The sequence below is a fragment of the Citrobacter sp. Cpo100 genome, from assembly GCF_030332595.1.
In the GTDB taxonomy this organism is placed as follows: Bacteria; Pseudomonadota; Gammaproteobacteria; order Enterobacterales; family Enterobacteriaceae; genus Citrobacter; species Citrobacter portucalensis.
This window is the reverse complement of the sequence record NZ_JAOWHM010000025.1, coordinates 47,381-65,914: the sequence shown is the minus strand read 5'-3', so window position 1 is coordinate 65,914 and position 18,534 is coordinate 47,381. Positions and strand designations below refer to the sequence as shown.

The 18,534-nt window shown below is 52.9% G+C and carries 20 protein-coding genes and 1 other annotated feature; of the genes, 13 read left to right on the top strand and 7 right to left on the bottom strand.

Annotation, left to right across the window (positions count from 1 at the left end; all coding sequences use genetic code 11):
- Nucleotides 1–27: 27 nt before the first annotated feature.
- Genes OGX96_RS03260 through OGX96_RS03250 form a run of 3 tightly spaced genes read left to right on the top strand, consistent with a single transcriptional unit; the run spans nt 28 to nt 3,289 of the window.
- On the top strand, nt 28–1,038 hold the full coding sequence (locus OGX96_RS03260) for a hypothetical protein (RefSeq protein ID WP_286582253.1): 1,011 nt from the start codon (nt 28–30) through the stop codon (nt 1,036–1,038).
- Entirely contained in the window at nt 1,035–2,165 is a 1,131-nt protein-coding gene (locus tag OGX96_RS03255) for a BamA/TamA family outer membrane protein (protein WP_374214046.1), read from the top strand. Before OGX96_RS03260 ends, OGX96_RS03255 begins: the two co-directional genes overlap by 4 nt.
- The gene (locus tag OGX96_RS03250) at nt 2,162–3,289 is read left to right on the top strand and encodes a DUF4056 domain-containing protein (RefSeq protein WP_286582252.1); all 1,128 of its coding nucleotides are present in this window, start codon (nt 2,162–2,164) and stop codon (nt 3,287–3,289) included. The genes OGX96_RS03255 and OGX96_RS03250 overlap by 4 nt, the downstream gene beginning before the upstream one ends.
- Here OGX96_RS03250 and cbrA read toward each other — a convergent pair.
- On the bottom strand, nt 3,278–4,423 hold the full coding sequence (gene cbrA / locus OGX96_RS03245; protein ID WP_032945448.1) for a colicin M resistance lipid reductase CbrA: 1,146 nt from the start codon (nt 4,421–4,423) through the stop codon (nt 3,278–3,280). The genes OGX96_RS03250 and cbrA overlap by 12 nt on opposite strands.
- Nucleotides 4,424–4,522: 99 nt before the next feature.
- Here cbrA and OGX96_RS03240 point away from each other — a divergent pair, with 99 nt between their 5' ends.
- On the top strand, nt 4,523–5,749 hold the full coding sequence (locus OGX96_RS03240; protein WP_286582249.1) for a YidR family protein: 1,227 nt from the start codon (nt 4,523–4,525) through the stop codon (nt 5,747–5,749).
- A 1-nt stretch (nt 5,750) separates the two neighbouring features.
- Here OGX96_RS03240 and OGX96_RS03235 read toward each other — a convergent pair whose 3' ends face one another.
- On the bottom strand, nt 5,751–6,083 hold the full coding sequence (locus tag OGX96_RS03235) for a YceK/YidQ family lipoprotein (RefSeq protein WP_003023879.1): 333 nt from the start codon (nt 6,081–6,083) through the stop codon (nt 5,751–5,753).
- A gap of 238 nt (nt 6,084–6,321) precedes the next feature.
- Nucleotides 6,322–6,394 (top strand) — a sequence feature (ROSE (Repression Of Heat Shock gene Expression) occurs in the 5'-region of heat shock genes and acts as an RNA thermometer to modulate expression.).
- Between OGX96_RS03235 and ibpA the strand changes: the two genes are divergently transcribed.
- The 6 genes from ibpA to OGX96_RS03205 all read left to right on the top strand — a co-directional run bounded on the left by ibpA (nt 6,388) and on the right by OGX96_RS03205 (nt 10,519).
- Nucleotides 6,388–6,801 carry a small heat shock chaperone IbpA gene (ibpA, locus tag OGX96_RS03230; protein WP_003023882.1) on the top strand — a complete coding sequence of 138 codons (414 nt, stop codon included), beginning with the start codon at nt 6,388–6,390 and terminating at the stop codon, nt 6,799–6,801. It overlaps the preceding feature by 7 nt.
- 92 nt (nt 6,802–6,893) lie before the next feature.
- Nucleotides 6,894–7,322: a small heat shock chaperone IbpB gene (gene ibpB / locus OGX96_RS03225; RefSeq protein ID WP_003827096.1), complete on the top strand. Its 429-nt coding sequence runs from the start codon at nt 6,894–6,896 to the stop codon at nt 7,320–7,322.
- Between the two features lie 123 nt (nt 7,323–7,445).
- Nucleotides 7,446–9,107, top strand: a complete 1,662-nt coding sequence (locus OGX96_RS03220) for a putative transporter (RefSeq protein WP_071444544.1) — start codon at nt 7,446–7,448, stop codon at nt 9,105–9,107.
- 185 nt (nt 9,108–9,292) lie between these two features.
- Nucleotides 9,293–9,640 (top strand): YidH family protein, encoded by a 348-nt coding sequence (locus OGX96_RS03215; protein ID WP_003023888.1) that lies wholly within the window; start codon nt 9,293–9,295, stop codon nt 9,638–9,640.
- The gene (locus OGX96_RS03210) at nt 9,630–9,992 is read left to right on the top strand and encodes a DUF202 domain-containing protein (RefSeq protein WP_032945444.1); all 363 of its coding nucleotides are present in this window, start codon (nt 9,630–9,632) and stop codon (nt 9,990–9,992) included. The genes OGX96_RS03215 and OGX96_RS03210 overlap by 11 nt, the downstream gene beginning before the upstream one ends.
- 14 nt (nt 9,993–10,006) lie before the next feature.
- Nucleotides 10,007–10,519, top strand: coding sequence for a radical SAM protein (locus tag OGX96_RS03205; RefSeq protein WP_286582247.1), 513 nt, complete (start codon nt 10,007–10,009; stop codon nt 10,517–10,519).
- 12 nt (nt 10,520–10,531) lie between these two features.
- Here OGX96_RS03205 and dsdA read toward each other — a convergent pair whose 3' ends face one another.
- Both dsdA and dsdX read right to left on the bottom strand, forming a co-directional pair.
- The gene (gene dsdA / locus OGX96_RS03200; protein WP_100271727.1) at nt 10,532–11,854 is read right to left on the bottom strand and encodes a D-serine ammonia-lyase; all 1,323 of its coding nucleotides are present in this window, start codon (nt 11,852–11,854) and stop codon (nt 10,532–10,534) included.
- Between the two features lie 17 nt (nt 11,855–11,871).
- The gene (gene dsdX / locus OGX96_RS03195; RefSeq protein WP_003827107.1) at nt 11,872–13,209 is read right to left on the bottom strand and encodes a D-serine transporter DsdX; all 1,338 of its coding nucleotides are present in this window, start codon (nt 13,207–13,209) and stop codon (nt 11,872–11,874) included.
- 229 nt (nt 13,210–13,438) lie between these two features.
- Between dsdX and dsdC the strand changes: the two genes are divergently transcribed.
- Together dsdC and OGX96_RS03185 are read left to right on the top strand one after the other, a co-directional pair.
- Nucleotides 13,439–14,365 carry a DNA-binding transcriptional regulator DsdC gene (dsdC, locus tag OGX96_RS03190; RefSeq protein WP_003827110.1) on the top strand — a complete coding sequence of 309 codons (927 nt, stop codon included), beginning with the start codon at nt 13,439–13,441 and terminating at the stop codon, nt 14,363–14,365.
- Between the two features lie 78 nt (nt 14,366–14,443).
- Entirely contained in the window at nt 14,444–15,526 is a 1,083-nt protein-coding gene (locus OGX96_RS03185) for a cellulase family glycosylhydrolase (protein WP_204558700.1), read from the top strand.
- On the opposite strand, the gene emrD is transcribed toward OGX96_RS03185, so the two are convergent.
- The 3 genes from emrD to tisB form a co-directional block, all read right to left on the bottom strand.
- Nucleotides 15,453–16,637, bottom strand: coding sequence for a multidrug efflux MFS transporter EmrD (gene emrD, locus OGX96_RS03180; RefSeq protein WP_286582243.1), 1,185 nt, complete (start codon nt 16,635–16,637; stop codon nt 15,453–15,455). The two genes, OGX96_RS03185 and emrD, sit on opposite strands and share 74 nt — an antisense overlap.
- Before the next feature lie 191 nt (nt 16,638–16,828).
- The gene (locus OGX96_RS03175) at nt 16,829–17,662 is read right to left on the bottom strand and encodes an EamA family transporter (RefSeq protein WP_079934375.1); all 834 of its coding nucleotides are present in this window, start codon (nt 17,660–17,662) and stop codon (nt 16,829–16,831) included.
- A 123-nt stretch (nt 17,663–17,785) separates the two neighbouring features.
- Nucleotides 17,786–17,875 carry a type I toxin-antitoxin system toxin TisB gene (tisB, locus tag OGX96_RS03170; protein ID WP_003023909.1) on the bottom strand — a complete coding sequence of 30 codons (90 nt, stop codon included), beginning with the start codon at nt 17,873–17,875 and terminating at the stop codon, nt 17,786–17,788.
- 522 nt (nt 17,876–18,397) lie between these two features.
- Between tisB and ivbL the strand changes: the two genes are divergently transcribed.
- Nucleotides 18,398–18,496: an ilvB operon leader peptide IvbL gene (gene ivbL / locus OGX96_RS03165; protein ID WP_003827118.1), complete on the top strand. Its 99-nt coding sequence runs from the start codon at nt 18,398–18,400 to the stop codon at nt 18,494–18,496.
- Nucleotides 18,497–18,534 lie beyond the last annotated feature (38 nt).

Sequence of the window (18,534 nt, the reverse complement as noted above, 5' to 3'; positions counted from 1 at the left end):
AATTCCTGCCTGCTACTAAACTTTCTTATGACAAACACAAGCATCCGCGTGGTGTTGATAACGTCTTCCTGTCTGGTTTTTCATGCCAGTGCCGCGACGGATTCCAGCTCAACTATTACACCTCTCTTTGGCTATCAGGATGACGGTCTGTCTGCGCCTGTACCGGAAAAAACGACGGTTAAACCTGCCGAAAACCACACTATTTTGCCCTTTTTAGGCGATGAAGCGCGTAAGCGCGGATATGAACTACCGGCACCGTTTGGCGTGAATATTAACTACATGAATATCCGACAAAATATTAATGTGGATAGTATTAACTTCAACGGTCTTTCCCTCGGTGGTCGCTCACTGGATAACGCGTTTAAAATTAGCGTCGGCAATACGCGTGAACGCAGTAAAACCGAAACGCTGAAGCTGGATGCCTGGCTGCTGCCGTTTATGAATGTCTATGGCCTGATTGGCTATACCGATGGCCACTCCGTTTCGCAAATAGGCGTCGGGATAAAAGGCCCCCTTAAAGACCGCACACCAAGCAGTTTGCAGAATCTGGCGTTTCAGCTCGATTTTAAAGGCACCACCTACGGCGTAGGGACGACGCTGGTCGGCGGTGTAGGCAACTGGTTTACTGCTTTTGATGCCAACTACACCCAGACGCGGTTCGATATTCTGGATGGGAGTATTGACGCCTTAACTCTTTCTCCGCGCATCGGATATCGCTTTACCACCCCCGGTGTGGATGCGCTGCACCTGCCATCCGGAAAGTTGAATCTATGGGTTGGCAGTATGTACCAGGACGTGCAGCAAGAATTTAGCGGTAGCCTTAACGACCTCACCATGCCGTCTGAAACGCTGCAAAGACTCGTTGATATTGCCAACAAAGACGGTAATGGTCGCTTTGACGTTAAACAGCATCTGCAATCCCCCTGGAACGTGCTGGTGGGCGCACAGTATGAAATTACCCGGAACTTCAACGTCACGACCGAAATCGGCTTTGCTGAACGTAACAGTTTCTTCATGGCGGGAGAGTATCGCTTTTGAGCCGTCTTACCCTCTTCCTGCTGTTCAACATGCTCTCCTGTACAGTGCGGGCAGCGTTGCCAAGCCGAGGCGAAGTTGACGGTTGGCTAAATAAGTTGGGTGCCAGTGATAGCTTTGACGCCAGCAAAGGCATTGACTGGGGCGTAATGCCGGGACCGTTTTATACCCCGGAGCTAGGGTTAGGGATCGGTACAGCGGTGGTGGGGATGTATCGCCCTGACCCGAATGATACGGTAAGCCAAAACTCGACGCTGACGCTCAGCGGCTATTTTAGCTCAACTGGCGCATTCGGTATCACGATGCAAAATTACGCATTTTTTGCCGACGATCGGTGGCGATTTTTTCTCAATGGCGCATTAACGGATACTCCAACCTACTACTGGGGGCAAGGTTTTAGCTCTGGGGATAAAGATAACCAAAAACAGCAATACACCGCTCAGGTTCTGGAGTTGCGTCCAACGTTGTATCGCCAGTTGGCACCCAATGTTTATCTGGGGCTTGGCTGGTCGCTGAACGCCCAGCACGCTACCCAAATGGACGATAACGATCCGCCCAACATTGAGCATACCGGGCAGGGGGCGTCGGTTCTCAGCTCCGGAAGTAGTGTCGAACTCAGCTGGGACGATCGTGATTTCGTTCCCAACCCGCGTAAAGGACAGTATGCCGATGTGCGCTATACCCGATTCACACCAGAGGTGGGAAGCGATACGCGATTTGATGAATATCAACTGCACTACAGCCGCTATCACTCGCTGGACGAGAACAATGTGCTTGCCTGGGAGATGGACGGCGCGTTTACCCAGGGCGATGTGCCGTGGAGCATGATGCCGCTGCTTGGCAGCAATCAGCGTATGCGCGGTTATTACGAAGGGCGCTACCGGGATAAAAACGCCGTCAGCGGGCAACTGGAGTATCGGCGGAAACTTGACTGGCGGCATGGTGTGGTTGGTTGGCTCGGTGCGGGCACGATGGGACCCTCTTTTCATGCGCTGGACGATGGACGCTGGTTACCGTCTGCCGGTGTGGGCTACCGCTTTGAATTTAAGCCCCGGGTGAATGTGCGTCTTGATTATGGGATTGGCAAAGGGAGCAGCGGTTTTTATTTTCAGGTTGGAGAGGCATTTTGATCAATAAGGTGGTGTTAATAGCGCTCTTATGGCTGGCAACGGCGATAGCCCGTGCGGCAATACCTGTAACTTTGCAGCTTGTTTCTACAGAGGATAAGGCCCAGGGTACTGCCTGGCCGGTATTTTCGCCCCTCCCTGCACCTCAGGGATTACGTCCGTGCTGCGCGTTTGGCTACGACCTGCACGCACAGGTACTGCATATGCCGGTGCCATTTTATGAACTTGATAATGTTGTCATGATCGATAGCATCGGCGAGCACCGCTATAACGATAGCCTACTGTTAGGGCTAGCGAATCTGGCAGGGATCGGGCATGAGAATAACGGCATAGTGTATACCGCTCGCGGTGGCTTCATTGATACCGCACATGTCCGTGATACCGCAGACATGACGGCCTGGCTCTTTAGCCATCTTCTTCCACGGCTTGGTCAATCATTTACGCTGCGTCTGGATGATGAGCTTGCGCAACGGCATGTCGTATTTAACGCTTTCACACCCCCCACAGAGCCTGCTGATCGTTACGCGCTGGCGGCATGGATGGCCGCGCATCTGGCGTTTCAGCTCGCTGCCTGGCATGAAATTGCGCAATGGTATGGTTTTGAGTCTGTTCCAGGATTTTCGGAGGAGGTTTCTGCATTTTCCCCGGAAGATCTCTACTCAAATTTGTTGGGTGCCAGAATTGCGGTATCGCTGATCCTCAATGGGCAACTGGCAACAACGGAAATGTACGATGCGGCGATGAACAACGCGCTGCGCCAGGCGTTGATGCAATTGGGGGCAAAACCGGAAAAAATCACCCGCTTTCAGTTTGATATGCTGGATGGCAAATGGTGGAACAGCCAGCGTCGGGTACCAGAGAAATATTTGGTTCTGCACAGAAACTATGATGTGAGTGACTCGCGTTTACCGACGCCGGTACCGGGTGAACAAGCCTCGCCATTGAGACTGATGTTGCCACATCACTGGCGAGAATATTCCCTTGATGCGTTGGCACAACTCGAACTTTGGCCTGGCCGTACAATGGAGCGGCTGCCTACGCCTGGTTCCTGGTACACCGCCGCCAACTTTCCCGCGCTGGCTACGGTGGCACAAGGCCGTGACAGCGAGGTGAACTCAGTCCCTTAAAAAAACGCGCCATAATGTCATAGCCATACTACGCGATTTCTCACGCTTTGCTTTTGCTGGCGGGTGACTTTCAGATTTTGCCAAGGGAATATGCGCCACGCCGCTGCGCATTATCCATTTACGGGAAAACGCTGACGTCAGGGCCCGGCTTTTCAGGATTTTGCCATACAGTTTGAGACGTAACTTGTGGGTGGCTTTACGGTAAGCGTGATTCATATCTGGCGTATCCCGCAGCAGTACCGATTTGAGGATCTCCGCGCTGTCCAGCGCATAGCTAATCCCTTCCAGCGAGCTGGCGCTGATAAAACCGGCCGCTTCACCAATCAAAAATGCGTTGTCCTCGCCGCAGACGAAGTCTTTCCAGCGTGAGGGGAATAGCACCGTACATTTTTCACTTTTCACCGGTTTGCCGAACTGGAAATGGAACGCTTCCAGCTTCTCTTTCAGCGCGTCAAAGCGTGCCTGTCCGTCCTTCATGGGGTAGGCGCCACCAAAGATAAAATAGCCATCTTTGCTGATACTCCAGGAATAACAGTCAGTTGCATCGTTATCAAAAATACAGGAATAGAACGGTACGGGATGCTTTTCCGCAAACCATTGTTGAATAGCGACATATTTACGGATTTGGTGCTGTGGATAGAGATGACGGCGCACCAGTGAGTTCGCACCGTCTGCCCCCACCAGATAACGTGCAGTTATCTGCTGCTCCCAACCGTCGGCGCGGAAGATAACATGCCATTTATCGCCCTCGCGCCAGATTTTCCGACACAGGCTGTCGTGATACACCTGCACATCATCAGGGATGAGAGATTTAAGCCATAAATCAAAAGCATGGCGGTTGATATTAATGTAGCTGCGCTGGTAGTTACGCGTCAAAGAAGCGGCAACATCAACCGTTTTAACGCTAAAAATCTGCGGGTTGGCGATGACATCAACGGGTAAGGTTATCCCGTCGCGGATAAACGAACGCTGGGCGTCCGGGGCCAGCAGACCGCCGCAGGGTTTAGTGAAACCTTCGTTGCCGCACTGGCGTTTTTTATCCAACGCAATCACGCGCATTTTTCCGCTCAACTGTCGCGCCAGCGCTGCGCCTGCCGGACCTAAACCGATAATCGCTACGTCAAAATGTTCCATCTATCTGTCCGCAAAAATGAAGATGGCGATACGCTAAAGCCTGAAAGTGAAGTGCTTGTGAAGTATGATTGTTTTAATCGTCTTGTATCAGGGCATCTCATGAAGCAAATCACCTTTACGCCGCGTAATCATCAGCTTACCAATATCAACACCTGGACATCGGACAGCCAGTGGCTGGTCTTTGATGTGCGCCCTTCCGGCGCCTCTTTTACCGGTGAAACAATTGAGCGCGTCAATATCCATACTGGCGAGCTGGAGGTGATTTACCGGGCTACTCAGGGATCGCACGTTGGCGTGGTGACCGTTCATCCAAAGTTGGAAAAATATGTATTCATTCACGGGCCTGAAAATCCTGATGAAACATGGCATTACGACTTCCATCATCGTCGTGGGGTGATTGTTACGCAGGCTGGGGTGGAGAATCTGGATGCAATGGATATTACTGCGCCCTATACGCCAGGTGCGCTGCGCGGCGGGAGTCATGTGCATGTTTTTAGCCCGAACGGTGAGTTTGTCAGTTTCACCTATAACGACCATGTTCTGCATGAGCGCTCTCCGGCGCTCGATTTACGCAACGTCGGTGTGGCTGCACCGTATGGTCCGGTGAAGGTCTCCGCGCAGCATCCGCGTGAATACAGTGGCAGCCATTGGTGCGTGCTGGTGAGCCAGACGACACCAACGCCAAAACCGGGTAGCGATGAGATTAACCGCGCCTATGAAGAGGGCTGGGTTGGAGAAAACAGGCTGGCGTTTATCGGTGATACGCTATCAGCCACTGGCGAGAAAGTACCGGAGCTGTTTATTGTTGATTTGCCACAGGATGAAAGCGGCTGGAAACAGCCGGGGGACGCGCCTCTGGAGGGGACTGACATGATCATGGCTGCGCCGCCATCCGGTATTCGCCAACGCCGTCTGACGTTTACCCATGAGCGCGCCTTTCCGGGGCTGGTGAATCAGCCTCGCCACTGGGTACGCAGTAATCCAAAGGCATCTGAGATTGCGTTTTTAATGCGTGATGACAACGGTATTGTACAGCTATGGCTGATTTCTCCACAGGGTGGATCGCTGCGTCAGCTTACCCAGTGCGCTACGAATATTCAGTCAGCCTTTAACTGGCACCCATCGGGGAAATGGCTGGGATTTGTACTGGAGAACAGAATTGCCTGTTGTGATGTTCAAACGGGCGAGATTGATTTTTTAACGGAACGTCATGATAACCCGCCGTCGGCCGATGCGATCGTCTTCTCCCCTGATGGTCGACAGGTTGCGTGGATGGAAGACGTCGAGGGTTTCCGCCAGCTGTGGGTGACTGAAACCGGGCGTTAATTTATGGAGCAGACATTTCTGCCGGGGGAATAACGGCGTTCGTGGCCTGAGTTCTCTCCTCGCTTTTTTCTACGCGGGATCTCACCGAGTTATCTTTGCGAAAGAGATCCCAAGGTAGCAATACCGTATCGAGCACCGCGGTAAAAGGCATATCCAGAATCGCCAGCGACTTGGTTCCCCAGTTTGTATCACTTTCGCTAATCATTGTGGCACTGGCTCGCGTGCCAGGATACGTTCCTTCTTTACCACCTGTATGCGACATGATGCTGGAACAACCGCTTACAAACGCCATCCCACTACACATCGTCAGTGTTACCAACATTTTTTTAATCATCATTTATTCATCTGTATTTATCGTGTTTGCATGGTGAGTTAAAGCGATCCGTTGCGAAAATAACATCACCATTTCGTCGCACTGTGGCGGCCATCGCGATTTAACGAGAACAACTGCTCCCCCCAGTGTATGCAATAGACAACAAACTGCAAAAAAAGTCAGATGAATACGCTTGAAAAGTTTGTATTAAGACCCATTTTTAGAGTGTAGACAAATGAAGGGCATGCCTGATGGGTGTCCTGGCTACCTGACCTGTCCATGATGGAAGGTCAATTATTCTCGCTGATTTCAGGAGCTATTGATTATGCGTAACTTTGATTTATCCCCGCTGTACCGTTCTGCTATTGGTTTTGACCGTCTGTTTAACCTGCTGGAAAACAATCAGGGCCAGAGCAATGGCGGCTACCCTCCGTACAACGTTGAGCTGGTAGACGAAAACCATTACCGCATTGCAATTGCTGTTGCCGGTTTTGCTGAAAGCGAACTGGAAATTACTGCCCAGGACAATCTGCTGGTGGTAAAAGGCGCCCATGCGGACGATCAAAAAGAACGTACTTACCTGTATCAGGGTATTGCCGAGCGCAACTTTGAACGCAAGTTCCAGTTAGCGGAGAACATTCATGTTCGCGGCGCAAACCTGGTAAATGGTCTGCTGTATATCGATCTTGAGCGCGTGATTCCTGAAGCGAACAAACCGCGCCGCATCGAAATCAACTAATTCTGTAGGCCGCTTCAGGCGGCCTTGCTAAGTCATCGGCTTGCCGTCAGGGAGCCGAAAGGTACCTACTCGCTTCTTAGAAGGAGATTATTATGCGTAACTACGATTTATCCCCACTGCTGCGTCAATGGATCGGTTTTGACAAACTGGCCAATGCCTTGCAAAACACCGGTGAAAGCCAGAGCTTCCCGCCTTATAACATCGAAAAAAGCGATGATAACCACTACCGCATTACCCTTGCGTTAGCCGGTTTCCGTCAGGAAGATCTGGATATTCAACTGGAAGGCACGCGCCTGACCGTGAAAGGTACGCCGCAGCAGCCGGAAAAAGAGACCAAATGGTTGCATCAGGGGCTGGTCACTCAGCCGTTCAGCCTGAGCTTTACGCTGGCTGAAAATATGGAGGTCTCCGGCGCAAGCTTCACTAACGGCTTGCTGCATATTGATTTGACCCGGAATGAACCTGAAACCATTGCTCCACAACGTATCGCCATCAGCGAACGTCCTGCATTAGATAGTTAAATAGCTCCATGCCTTTGCCCCGCCAGAAATGACGGGGCTTTTTTGTGCTTTACCACCCATACATTGCGACTGTACTCTGCGAGAATCCATTTACTTAATGATGTTATTCACAGGGAACAGGATATGAGTGATATAGCATTGACGGTCAGCGTTCTGGCATTAGTGGCAGTTGTCGGGTTATGGATCGGCAACATAAAAATACGTGGCGTGGGTTTTGGCATTGGAGGCGTGCTGTTCGGCGGTATTATCGTCGGGCATTTTGTCGATCAGGCAGGGATGACCCTGAGCGGCGACATGCTGCATTTTATTCAGGAATTTGGCCTGATTCTTTTCGTCTACACCATTGGTATTCAGGTGGGGCCGGGCTTTTTTGCTTCTCTGCGCGTTTCGGGCCTGCGGCTGAATCTGTTTGCTGTGCTGATTGTCATCATGGGTGGCCTGGTCACCGCGATCCTGCATAAGATTTTTGCCATTCCTCTCCCTGTGGTGCTGGGAATATTCTCTGGAGCGGTCACCAATACCCCGGCGTTAGGTGCGGGGCAGCAAATTCTGCGCGATTTAGGTACGCCTGGCGATGTGGTTGACCAGATGGGGATGAGCTATGCCATGGCTTATCCTTTCGGCATCTGCGGAATTTTACTCACCATGTGGCTGATGCGCCTTATTTTCCGCGTTAACGTCGATGCTGAAGCCCAGCAGCATGAATCCACGCTGACCAACGGGCACGCACTGATTCAGACGATGAACATCCGCGTGGAAAACCCAAACATCAACAATATGGCGATTCAGGATGTCCCGATTCTGAACAGCGACAAAATCATCTGCTCGCGTCTGAAACGTGACGAGACATTGATGGTGCCGTCGCCAGGGACGATTATCCAGATGGGCGACCTGCTACACCTGGTCGGACAGCCTGCTGACCTGCATAACGCGCAGGTGGTGATTGGGCAGGAGGTAGACACATCGCTGTCTACGCGAGGTACCGATTTACGCGTCGAACGCGTGGTGGTGACCAACGAACAGGTACTGGGTAAACGAATCCGCGACCTGCATTTCAAAGAGCGTTACGACGTGGTGATTTCCCGCCTGAACCGCGCGGGTGTTGAGCTGGTAGCCAGCAGTGACGCCAGCCTGCAATTCGGGGATATCCTCAATCTGGTGGGACGTCCTTCGTCCATTGATGCCGTTGCCAATGTTGTGGGTAACGCGCAGCAAAAACTGCAGCAGGTGCAGATGCTGCCGGTATTTATCGGTATCGGGCTGGGTGTTCTACTGGGTTCAATCCCGCTGTTCATCCCGGGGTTCCCGGTAGCGTTGAAACTGGGGTTGGCCGGCGGGCCGCTGATTATGGCCCTGATCCTGGGGCGTATTGGTAGCATCGGTAAGCTGTACTGGTTTATGCCTCCCAGCGCTAACCTGGCGTTGCGAGAGTTGGGTATCGTGCTGTTTCTTGCAGTGGTGGGGCTGAAGTCAGGCGGTGATTTTGTCGATACCCTAACACAGGGAGATGGTCTGAGCTGGGTGGGTTACGGTATTTTCATTACCGCGATTCCGCTCATTACCGTGGGCTTGCTGGCGCGAATCTTTGCCAAAATGAACTATCTGACGCTGTGCGGCATGTTGGCTGGCTCAATGACCGATCCCCCGGCTTTGGCGTTTGCTAATAACCTGCATGCCACCAGCGGGGCAGCAGCGCTCTCCTACGCTACCGTTTATCCACTGGTCATGTTCTTGAGGATTATCACCCCGCAACTGTTGGCGGTGCTCTTCTGGGGATTAGGTTAAAACTGACTTATCCGGCCTGCATCTCCTGTCGGCCGGATAAAACGCAACTCTCCATCCGGCATTACAAACACCCTCTCTCTTTCCCATTGTCTCATCACCCGACTCGCCCTCTCGTTTGAGAATCAGGTTCATACTCCTTAACTGTTCCGGTATAACGACCAGACAACAATATTTAAGGAGCTGTCATGAAGATTTCTCGCCTTGGAGAAGCACCGGATTATCGCTTCTCGCTGGCAAATGAGCGTACTTTTTTGGCGTGGATCCGCACCGCGCTCGGATTTCTGGCGGCGGGGGTTGGCCTTGATCAACTGGCCCCGGATTTTGCCACGCCGGTCATCCGTGAGGCGCTTGCCTTGTTGCTGTGTCTGTTTGCCGGCGGTCTGGCGATCTACGGCTACCTGCGCTGGCTACGTAACGAAAAGGCGATGCGACTGAAAGAGGACTTGCCCTACACCCACAGCCTGCTGATTATCAGCGTCATGCTGACTATTGTGGCGGTGATTGTCATGACGCTGGTGCTGTATGCCGGATAGCCGCAAATCCCGACGCATCGCTGACCCGGGGTTACAACCGGAGCGGACTTCACTGGCCTGGTTTCGCACGTTGTTGGGCTATGGCGCGTTAATGGCGCTGGCGATTAAGCACAACTGGCACCAGGCGGGAGCGTTGTTCTGGATATCGGTAGTTGTGCTGGCGATAGTGGCGATTATCCTCTGGCGCTACACCCGCAGCCGTAATCTGATGGATGTGAGTCATAGCGATTTTTCTGAATCTCGCGCGGTGCGTGACAAATTTATGATCTCCCTCGCGGTGTTATCCCTCGCAATGCTGTTTGCTGTAACGCATGTTCGCCAACTTATCGTATTTATCGGGAATTTTGCATGACAGGATGTGAGAACATGGATGTTAGTGATGATGTTTTAAACGTGGTGATTGACCATCAGAAGTGTTTACAACCGGTTGAAGTGTACCGTGGTTTGCAACAAGGAAATGTTCGCATGGTACAGTTTATTCCGCTGGTTAGGCACGATGGTTCAGGTCATCTGACAGACGAATCGGTTACGTCTGAGGCATGGGGCCGATTTTTAATTACGATATTTGATATCTGGGTACGTGAAGATATTAATCAGATATCTATCCAGCTTTTCGATAAAACGCTTCGCCAGTGGTGTGGTCTGACGGCACAGATTGAACGACAGACCATGTCATCAATGAATACGCGTTGCCAGACATGCTCATTGTTTCAATATTACCACGGTGATTGTCCTGCGTACTGCGAGGAAAATGGAAAGGGCGTGCTGTGTGCAGGCTATCAGGCTTTCTTCAGCCACACCGCACCGCATATGCGCGTGATGCGTGACCTGCTTAAGCAGCATCGCTCACCGATGGAGCTGATGGCGATGCTGCGTTAAGCTCAGCTATATTTAACGTCCTTTGGCCAGATACTGCGCCATTTCATCTTCCGGGACCATTCCACCGCCGGTCGCCCACACCAGATGAGTGGCGTTATTGAGCTGATCCGCGCTGAAGCCGTGCATGTGCTGATAGTCAGCAGAGGCGCAAACGTGTTGCGGACCGGCCATCCCTGCCAGCGCTGACGGTTCGAGGCGAATACCTTCTTCCTGCGCCAGCCAGCCCAGCATGTCGTACATAGTCTGATCGTCCAGGGTGTACAGACCGTCGAGCAGACGTTCCATTGCCCGGCCAACAAAGCCAGACGCACGGCCGACAGCCAGCCCATCAGCCGCCGTCAGGTTGTCGATGCCAATTTCCTGCACGGAAATCGTATCGTGCAGCCCGGTATAAATCCCCAGCAGCATGCACGGTGAATGGGTTGGTTCTGCGAAGAAGCAGTGCACGTTGTCGCCAAACGCCAGCTTCAGGCCAAACGCCACGCCGCCAGGGCCACCGCCGACGCCGCATGGCAGGTAAACAAACAGTGGATGGTCTGCATCCACCACACGTCCCTGCTGGGCAAACTGCGCTTTTAAGCGCTGTCCGGCCACCGCATAGCCTAAAAACAGCGTGCGCGAGTTTTCATCATCGATAAAGAAGCAGTTGGGATCGGACTCCGCTGCCTTACGGCCTTGTTCAACCGCCACGCCGTAATCTTCTTCATACTCCACGACCGTCACACCGTGGCTGCGCAGTTTGGCTTTTTTCCATGCGCGGGCATCGGCCGACATATGCACCGTCACCTTAAAGCCGATACGGGCGCTCATTATACCAATCGACATGCCGAGGTTACCGGTGGAGCCTACCGCGATGCTGTACTGGCTAAAGAACTGTTTGAACTCAGGCGAAAGCAGAACGCTGTAATCGTCTTGTGTGGTCAGCAGACCGGCTTCCAGCGCCAGTTTTTCCGCGTGGGTCAGTACTTCATAAATGCCACCACGGGCTTTAATCGAGCCAGAAATTGGCAGGTGACTGTCTTTCTTCAGCAGAATTTCGCCATTGATGCGCTGCCCGTACTCTTTCTCCAGCCGCTTTTGCATGGCCGGAATCGCGGCCAGCTCAGATTCAATAATGCCGCCGGTGGCCGCGGTTTCCGGGAATGCCTTTGCCAGGTACGGCGCAAAGCGCGTCAGACGGGCGTGAGCATCCTGAACATCGTGTTCAGTCAGGCCAACATACGGTAAACCTTCCGCAAGAGAGGTGGTGCCAGGGTTAAACCAGGTTGTCTCCTTGAGAGCAACCAGATCTTCCACTAAAGGATACTGGGCGATAAGTGTTTGAATGTTTTCCATAGTCAGTCTCTTTGCGCTTAGATAATAAAGGAAAGCAGGAATGTGCAAGCCAGTGCAATCACGGACGCGATAAATGTCGCGGTCGTATAGTATTTAAACGTTTCATTCAGGGTGGCACCGCAGTATTGCTTCACCAGCCAGAAGAGGGAATCGGTAACGATCGTGCAGCCAATAGCGCCGGAACCGATAGCAATGGCGATGATCTCCGGGCTGACGTTGGGATAGAGCGGCAGCATCGGTGCAACGATTGCCGTGGCGCCCATCATTGCCACTGTGGCGGAACCCACCGCGGCATGCAGGATTAACGCCACCAGCCACGCCAGCAGAATCGGGTGCATATGCATGTTCGAGAGGATCAGCGCAAGAGTATCCGCCAGCCCACTGCTCTTGAGGATAGCGTTGAACGCGCCGCCTGCGCCGATAATCAGCAGAATGTTAGCGATGGAGCCAAAACCGTTTTCAGTGTGGGTCAGCAACGTACCCATACCGATGTGCTGACGCAGGCCGAGAATGTAATAGGCAACGAAAACGGCAATAAACATCGCGGTGATCGGGTTACCAATAAACTCCAGCAGCGTATATACCGTGCTGCCTTTCGCCATGTTCAGCTCAGCGACGGTTTTTACCAGCATCAGGCCAATCGGCAGCAGAACGGTAAACAGCGTAGCACCCAGCGACGGTAGCGTACTTTCGTCACGCACTTTAAGGTCAGAAAACTCAGCCGGAACCGGTTTAAACGGCAGACGGTTACCCAGGAATTTCAGGTACAGAGGACCGCCTATCAGCGAGGCCATCAAGCCGACCAGTAAGCCGTAGACAATCACGGTGCCAATGTCTGCGCCCAGCTTGTTCGCCACGAACAGGGCAGCCGGATGCGGTGGTACCACGCAGTGCACCGCCATCAGCGCCGTACACAGCGGAATCGCCAGCTTCAGTAATGAAGTATTGGTTTTCTTGGCAATTGAAAAGGCCAGTGGAATCAACAGCACCACGCCGACTTCAACAAACAGCGTGATCCCGCAAATCAGCCCAACCAGAACCATAATGACGTCGGCGGATAGCCAGCGGCAGCGCTGCAGCGTCAGGCCAATGCGTTCGGCTGCGCCGGACACTTCCATCATTTTGCCCAGAATGGTCCCAAGGCCGATAACCGCGGCGAGGAAGCCCAGCGTACCGCCGATGCCACTCTCAATGGCATTGACCATATCCAACGGCCCCATGCCCATCATCGTACCCACGAAGAAGCTGGCTAACAGTAGCGCCAGAAACGGGTGGAATTTGAACTTCACGATGGTCAAAACGATTAACACGATGCTTATCAGCAGCGTGCTCACAACCCAGATTTGAGAGTGCATAACTCACCTTGCCCTGTGATTAATATAGGGTTATTGGACAAAAATAAGGCATGGTCTGACAAACGATATAAATCCCCCTTCACATGAGCCAGATTGCATCAAATGAGTGATTTATGTCTAATTGCGCTTTGTTTATGCGATATGGTTCACTCTGATTCACCTTTGAGCTGATTTTTGCAGCGAACTTTTTTACACTCCAGCGCATGAATCAGAAGGAAAGGAGGTGAGAATGGATCCCCTACGCGAAGTCAGAAACCGGCTGCTCAACGGCTGGCAGCTATCAAAGCTGTATACTTTTGAAGTGGCGGCCCGGCATCAGTCGTTTGCGCTGGCGGCAGACGAGCTGTCATTGAGCCCCAGCGCCGTCAGCCATCGCATAAATCAGCTTGAAGATGAGCTTGGTATCCAATTATTTGTTCGTTCTCATCGCAAAGTGGAACTCACTCATGAGGGCAAACGGGTATTTTGGGCGCTGAAGTCGTCACTGGACACGCTCAACCAGGAGATTCTTGATATTAAGAATCAGGAGCTCTCGGGGACGCTCACCGTCTACTCACGACCTTCTATCGCCCAGTGCTGGCTGGTTCCGGCGCTCGGCGACTTTACCCGTCGCTACCCGTCAATTTCGCTAACCATGTTGACCGGGAACGACAACGTCAATCTACAGCGTGCGGGTATCGATCTCGCCATCTATTTTGACGATGCACCCTCCGCGCAACTCACGCATCACTTCCTGATGGATGAAGAGATCCTGCCGGTGTGCAGCCCGGACTACGCCCGCCGCCATGACCTTACCGGTTCGCTGGTGAATTTGCCGCACTGTACGTTGCTGCACGACAGGCAGGCCTGGAGTAACGATTCCGGGACCGATGAATGGCACAGTTGGGCGCAGCATTTTGCGGCGAATTTGCCGACATCGTCGGGGATTGGTTTTGATCGTTCGGATTTAGCAGTAATTGCGGCAATGAACCATATCGGCGTGGCGATGGGCCGAAAACGGCTGGTGCAAAAACGCCTCGACAGCGGAGAGTTGATTGCGCCTTTTGGCGATATGGCGCTGAAATGTCATCAGCATTACTACATCACCACGCTGCCCGGCAGGCAGTGGCCGAAAATCGAGGCGTTTATTGGCTGGCTACAGGAGCAGGTTAAATAAGCGGGTCGCGAATATTTTTTACGCTTTCGCTCTACACGGAAAGTGAAAAAGCGTGCTAAATACGTGATATCACTCCTGATGATTTGCGTAAGGACGACCGTGTTAAAGCCGATTGTTTCCCTTTTACTGTTGGCCAGCGCCACCGTGTGTGCCGCGCAACCTGCGTTGACGGCGGCGCAGTATGTGCAGCAGCTTGGGGTTGGGATGGACGTAGATTGGGCGCGTACCGATCGGGGCATCCGTGAATTCGATCCGCTGGTGGTGAGGGATTATAAGGCGAAAGGGTTGACCCACGTGCGCATTCGCGTGGCGGGTGAGCCTACGGAGGCGCGGCTCATTCATCTGCGCAAGCTGGTGGAAGCCTGCGAGCAGTATGGCGTGATCCCGATAATCGCCTATCAGGCTGACGAGTATAAAAAAGACCCCAGTGCCAGTAACGAAAAAGAGGTGGTTAACTGGTGGGTGGCAGTGGCGCATTACTTTGGTCAAAGTTCGCCGTGGCTGGGTTTCGACCTGATTTATGAACCTGCCGATAAGCTCAACCATAATCAGGCGTCGCTCAATAGGGTGTATGACAAAACCATCCGTACCATCCATGCCATCGATCCACAGCGAATGATATTTATCGCGCCGAAACTGCATGCCGCTCCGGAAGATTTGCCCAACCTAAAATTGCCGCCGCAAAGTCAGAATACCGTGCTGGCCCAATGGCATATTTTCCCGTGGGGGCCGCTGAAAAATAACGGTAAATACCCGTGGACCTCAGGGACAGCGGCAGAAAAGGCCGCCATTCGCGCCCGTATCAATACTGCCATTCACTGGCAGCAGAAAACCGGTCATGTTAGTTGGGTAGGAGGCTGGTCGCCGGGAGAAACCATCAGGAATGCGCCTTCTGCCTCGCAAATGGCGTTTGCCCGCTTTATGGCTTGCGAGCTGAAGAAAGCGAAAATTCCCTATGCTATCAATGCGGATACGCAGTTCTATGATGGTGAGGAAGGGGCATGGAGACCGGCGCTGGAGCCGTTGTTGAATACCATGATTGCCCCTGAGTGTGAAAAGCCCGGCGAGAAGCCGGGCCATCATACGCTTAAACCGCCTGTCCCTGATGCGACACGCGTGACGCCAGCGGAAGCCAGCAAACAAAAATCAACAGCCCCATAAGGGTCATCAGCAGGCCCAGACTGGCTTGCCCGGTCTGCGGCAGCATGGCAGAGAACCACGCCAGCACGCCGGAACCAATGTTCTGTAATCCACCAACCAGCGCACCAGCAGTACCGGCCAGGAACGGGAAAGGTTCCATTGCGCCACTGGTTGCCAGCGGAAACAGCATCCCGGCGCCGAAGAAAAACAGTGCGGCGGGAACCAGCAGCGTCCAGACGTTCATCACGTCGAACAGACCAGGGATCCACATCATCAAACCGGCGACCAGACAGCAGATAACCGACTGCCACATTAGCGTCGAGAAACGCTTATTCTGGCGACCGGCGAACCAGGCACCAAAAAACGCCGCCGGAATGGGCAGAATAAACAGGATACTGACCACCATGCTGCTTAAGCCGAGACGCGCGCCTAACAACACCCCGGAACAGGCTTCGAAGACCGCAACGCCCGCCAGGCCGCCGATCAGCATCAGCACGTAACAGGTGAAAGAGCTGTTGCCAAACAGCGTTTTGTAGCTGGCGATAAGCCGTGGACGCGGCGCACCTGCGGGGCGCGTTTCCGGCATCCAGCGCGCCATGCTAAACGTGACGCCTGCGCACAGCACCAGCAGGAAGATGTAACAGGCACGCCAGTTCCACAGGGTATCCAGCATACCGCCAATCAGCGGTGCCAGCAGTGGGCTGACCAGAATCCCCATGTTTAACAGGCTATTAGCGTGGCGTAACTGCGTGCCTTCGTACAGGTCGCGCGGTAACGTTCGCGCCATCACACCGCCGACGCCCGTTCCCATCCCCTGTATTGCGCTGGCGATAATCAATACCGTCAGGCTGTGGGTGGTTATGGCGACCAGCGTAGCCAGCATAAAAATGGACATCCCGGCGAGGATCACCGGGCGGCGGCCAACGCGATCGGAAAGTGGGCCGTAAATCAGTTGTGACAGGCCGTAGGTCAACAGATAGGCGGCCATCACGCTTTGCACCGCCCCTTCGCGAACGTTCAGTTCACGCGCCATATCAGCAATCGCGGGGATATAAATGGTTTGCGCCATCTGACCTACCGCCACCAGTAATACCAACATCAACAACAAATTGACGCTTCTATGCCTTTTCATTTCGCTGATTACTTTTCAAAAAGTGAAAAAATAAGAATAAGGTGCTGCACTTTCCCGTAAATGCGCGTGGAATCTACCACAACAGAAAAAGAAGGCCAGATAGTGGGCTGGAATGTTTAAACGATGAACGGCAGGAAATGTAAACAAAAAGCGGCAACAAATGTTGCCGGATTGCATCGGGTTTACAGAGGTCATGATAAGCGTAGCAAAACTGCGCCTATGGCAATGCCTCCAGCCGCAACAAGACGTATTCCGGCAACCTTCTCTTTCAGTAGCAGCCACGCGAGCAGCGCGCCAAACAGGATGGAAGTTTCACGCAGCGCAGCGACTACCGCCAACGGAGCCTGAGTCATGGCCCACAGCGCCAGACCGTAAGAACCCATTGTGCCAATCCCGCCAAGAATACCTTTCTTCCACTGCTGTACCAGATAGCGCGACGCTTCCCGGCGTCGGGCAATCATCGCCCAGCCCAGCAGGCAGGAGCCGTTCAGAAAGAAGGTCCACAGCGTATAACCCAGCGCGGTTTCTGATAAACGTACGCCGGTGCCATCAACCAGCGTATATCCGGCGATAAAGCAGGCGTTAATGAGCGCCAGCACGATCCCGCGTTGCGAGCTGCTGCGTCCGTTAAACGCCATGCCGAGGATCGCCAGACAGATCGTGGCAATCCCCACCCAGGCTAGCACAGAGAGGCTATCGCCAAGAAACAGGACGCTGATAATTGCGACCAGCAGCGGCGCTGTGCCGCGCATTAACGGATAGGTCTGGCTCATATCCGAAACCTGATAGGTTTTGGCGACCAGGACGGTATATACAATTTGCAACGCAGTTGAGACAGCTAAAAACGGCAGGCTGGCGGCGGAAGGTTGCGGCGCAAAGGGTAAGAAAATCAATGCCATAATTGCGGCAGAACCGCTGACACCGATCGCTGAGTACAGTTTATCGTTTCCAGCTTTAACAATGGCATTCCAGCTGGCATGCAGCAGCGCGGCGAACAGCAAAATGCAGAAAACAGAAAGCGTCATGGTGGAATTCTTCCCTGAGAATGTCATAAAAACGTAACATATTGGCGCGACACAAGCACCAGGGAGAAGGTGAAAGGGGAGCGGAGTGTTACCCGCCCCCCTTAGGTGCGACTTGAATCCGAATTACTTAACGTATTTCAGAACGGCATCAAGTAGTTGCAGTGCTGCAACAATGAGTTTGAGGATAAGAATAGCGATATCCACGAGGCTCATACGCTCTCCTTTTGGTACAAGGAGCACGGTGCTGACGTACCTCGCCGCTGCCTGTTGCCAGCACCTTTGTTGACATAACACAGTGTGCTCACACGGGGGTTAAGGCGCTGACGGCACCACCCGTTTCAGCCAGGACTTTGATGCGCCGGTTTACGATGCGGCCCCCGCATAACACATTGCGTACCGAGACATTATAGATAAATACTGTATAAATTAACAGTATTTTATGGACGTTACGCTATTCATGTTCCATACTCGAAACCATCAAAATTCGTGCCGAAATTGCGTGTTCTTCGCAGAACGCGTATACTTTTTTCGTTGACATAACACAGTGTGTTCGGCGGCTACCAACCGCACAGCACTGAAAAAAACCTCGCTCCGGCGGGGTTTTTTGTTTTTCAGCAATGCACAACGAAATGTGATCATTGACGCATTTTTATGCAGATGAAAATTTTTCCATTGTCACGCTGAAAAACCTGTGTTTGTATAAATCCAGTTAATCAACAAACAGACAGGTCCCTAATGAACCCTTCCATGCTGACTGCGACCCTACTAAAAACTGCGCCATCTCGCGCAGCGGTCGTCGTGCGTGTGGTGGTGGTCGTCGGCAATGCGCCGTAGGGTCCGAATCAACACACGATTCCAAAACCCCGCCGGCG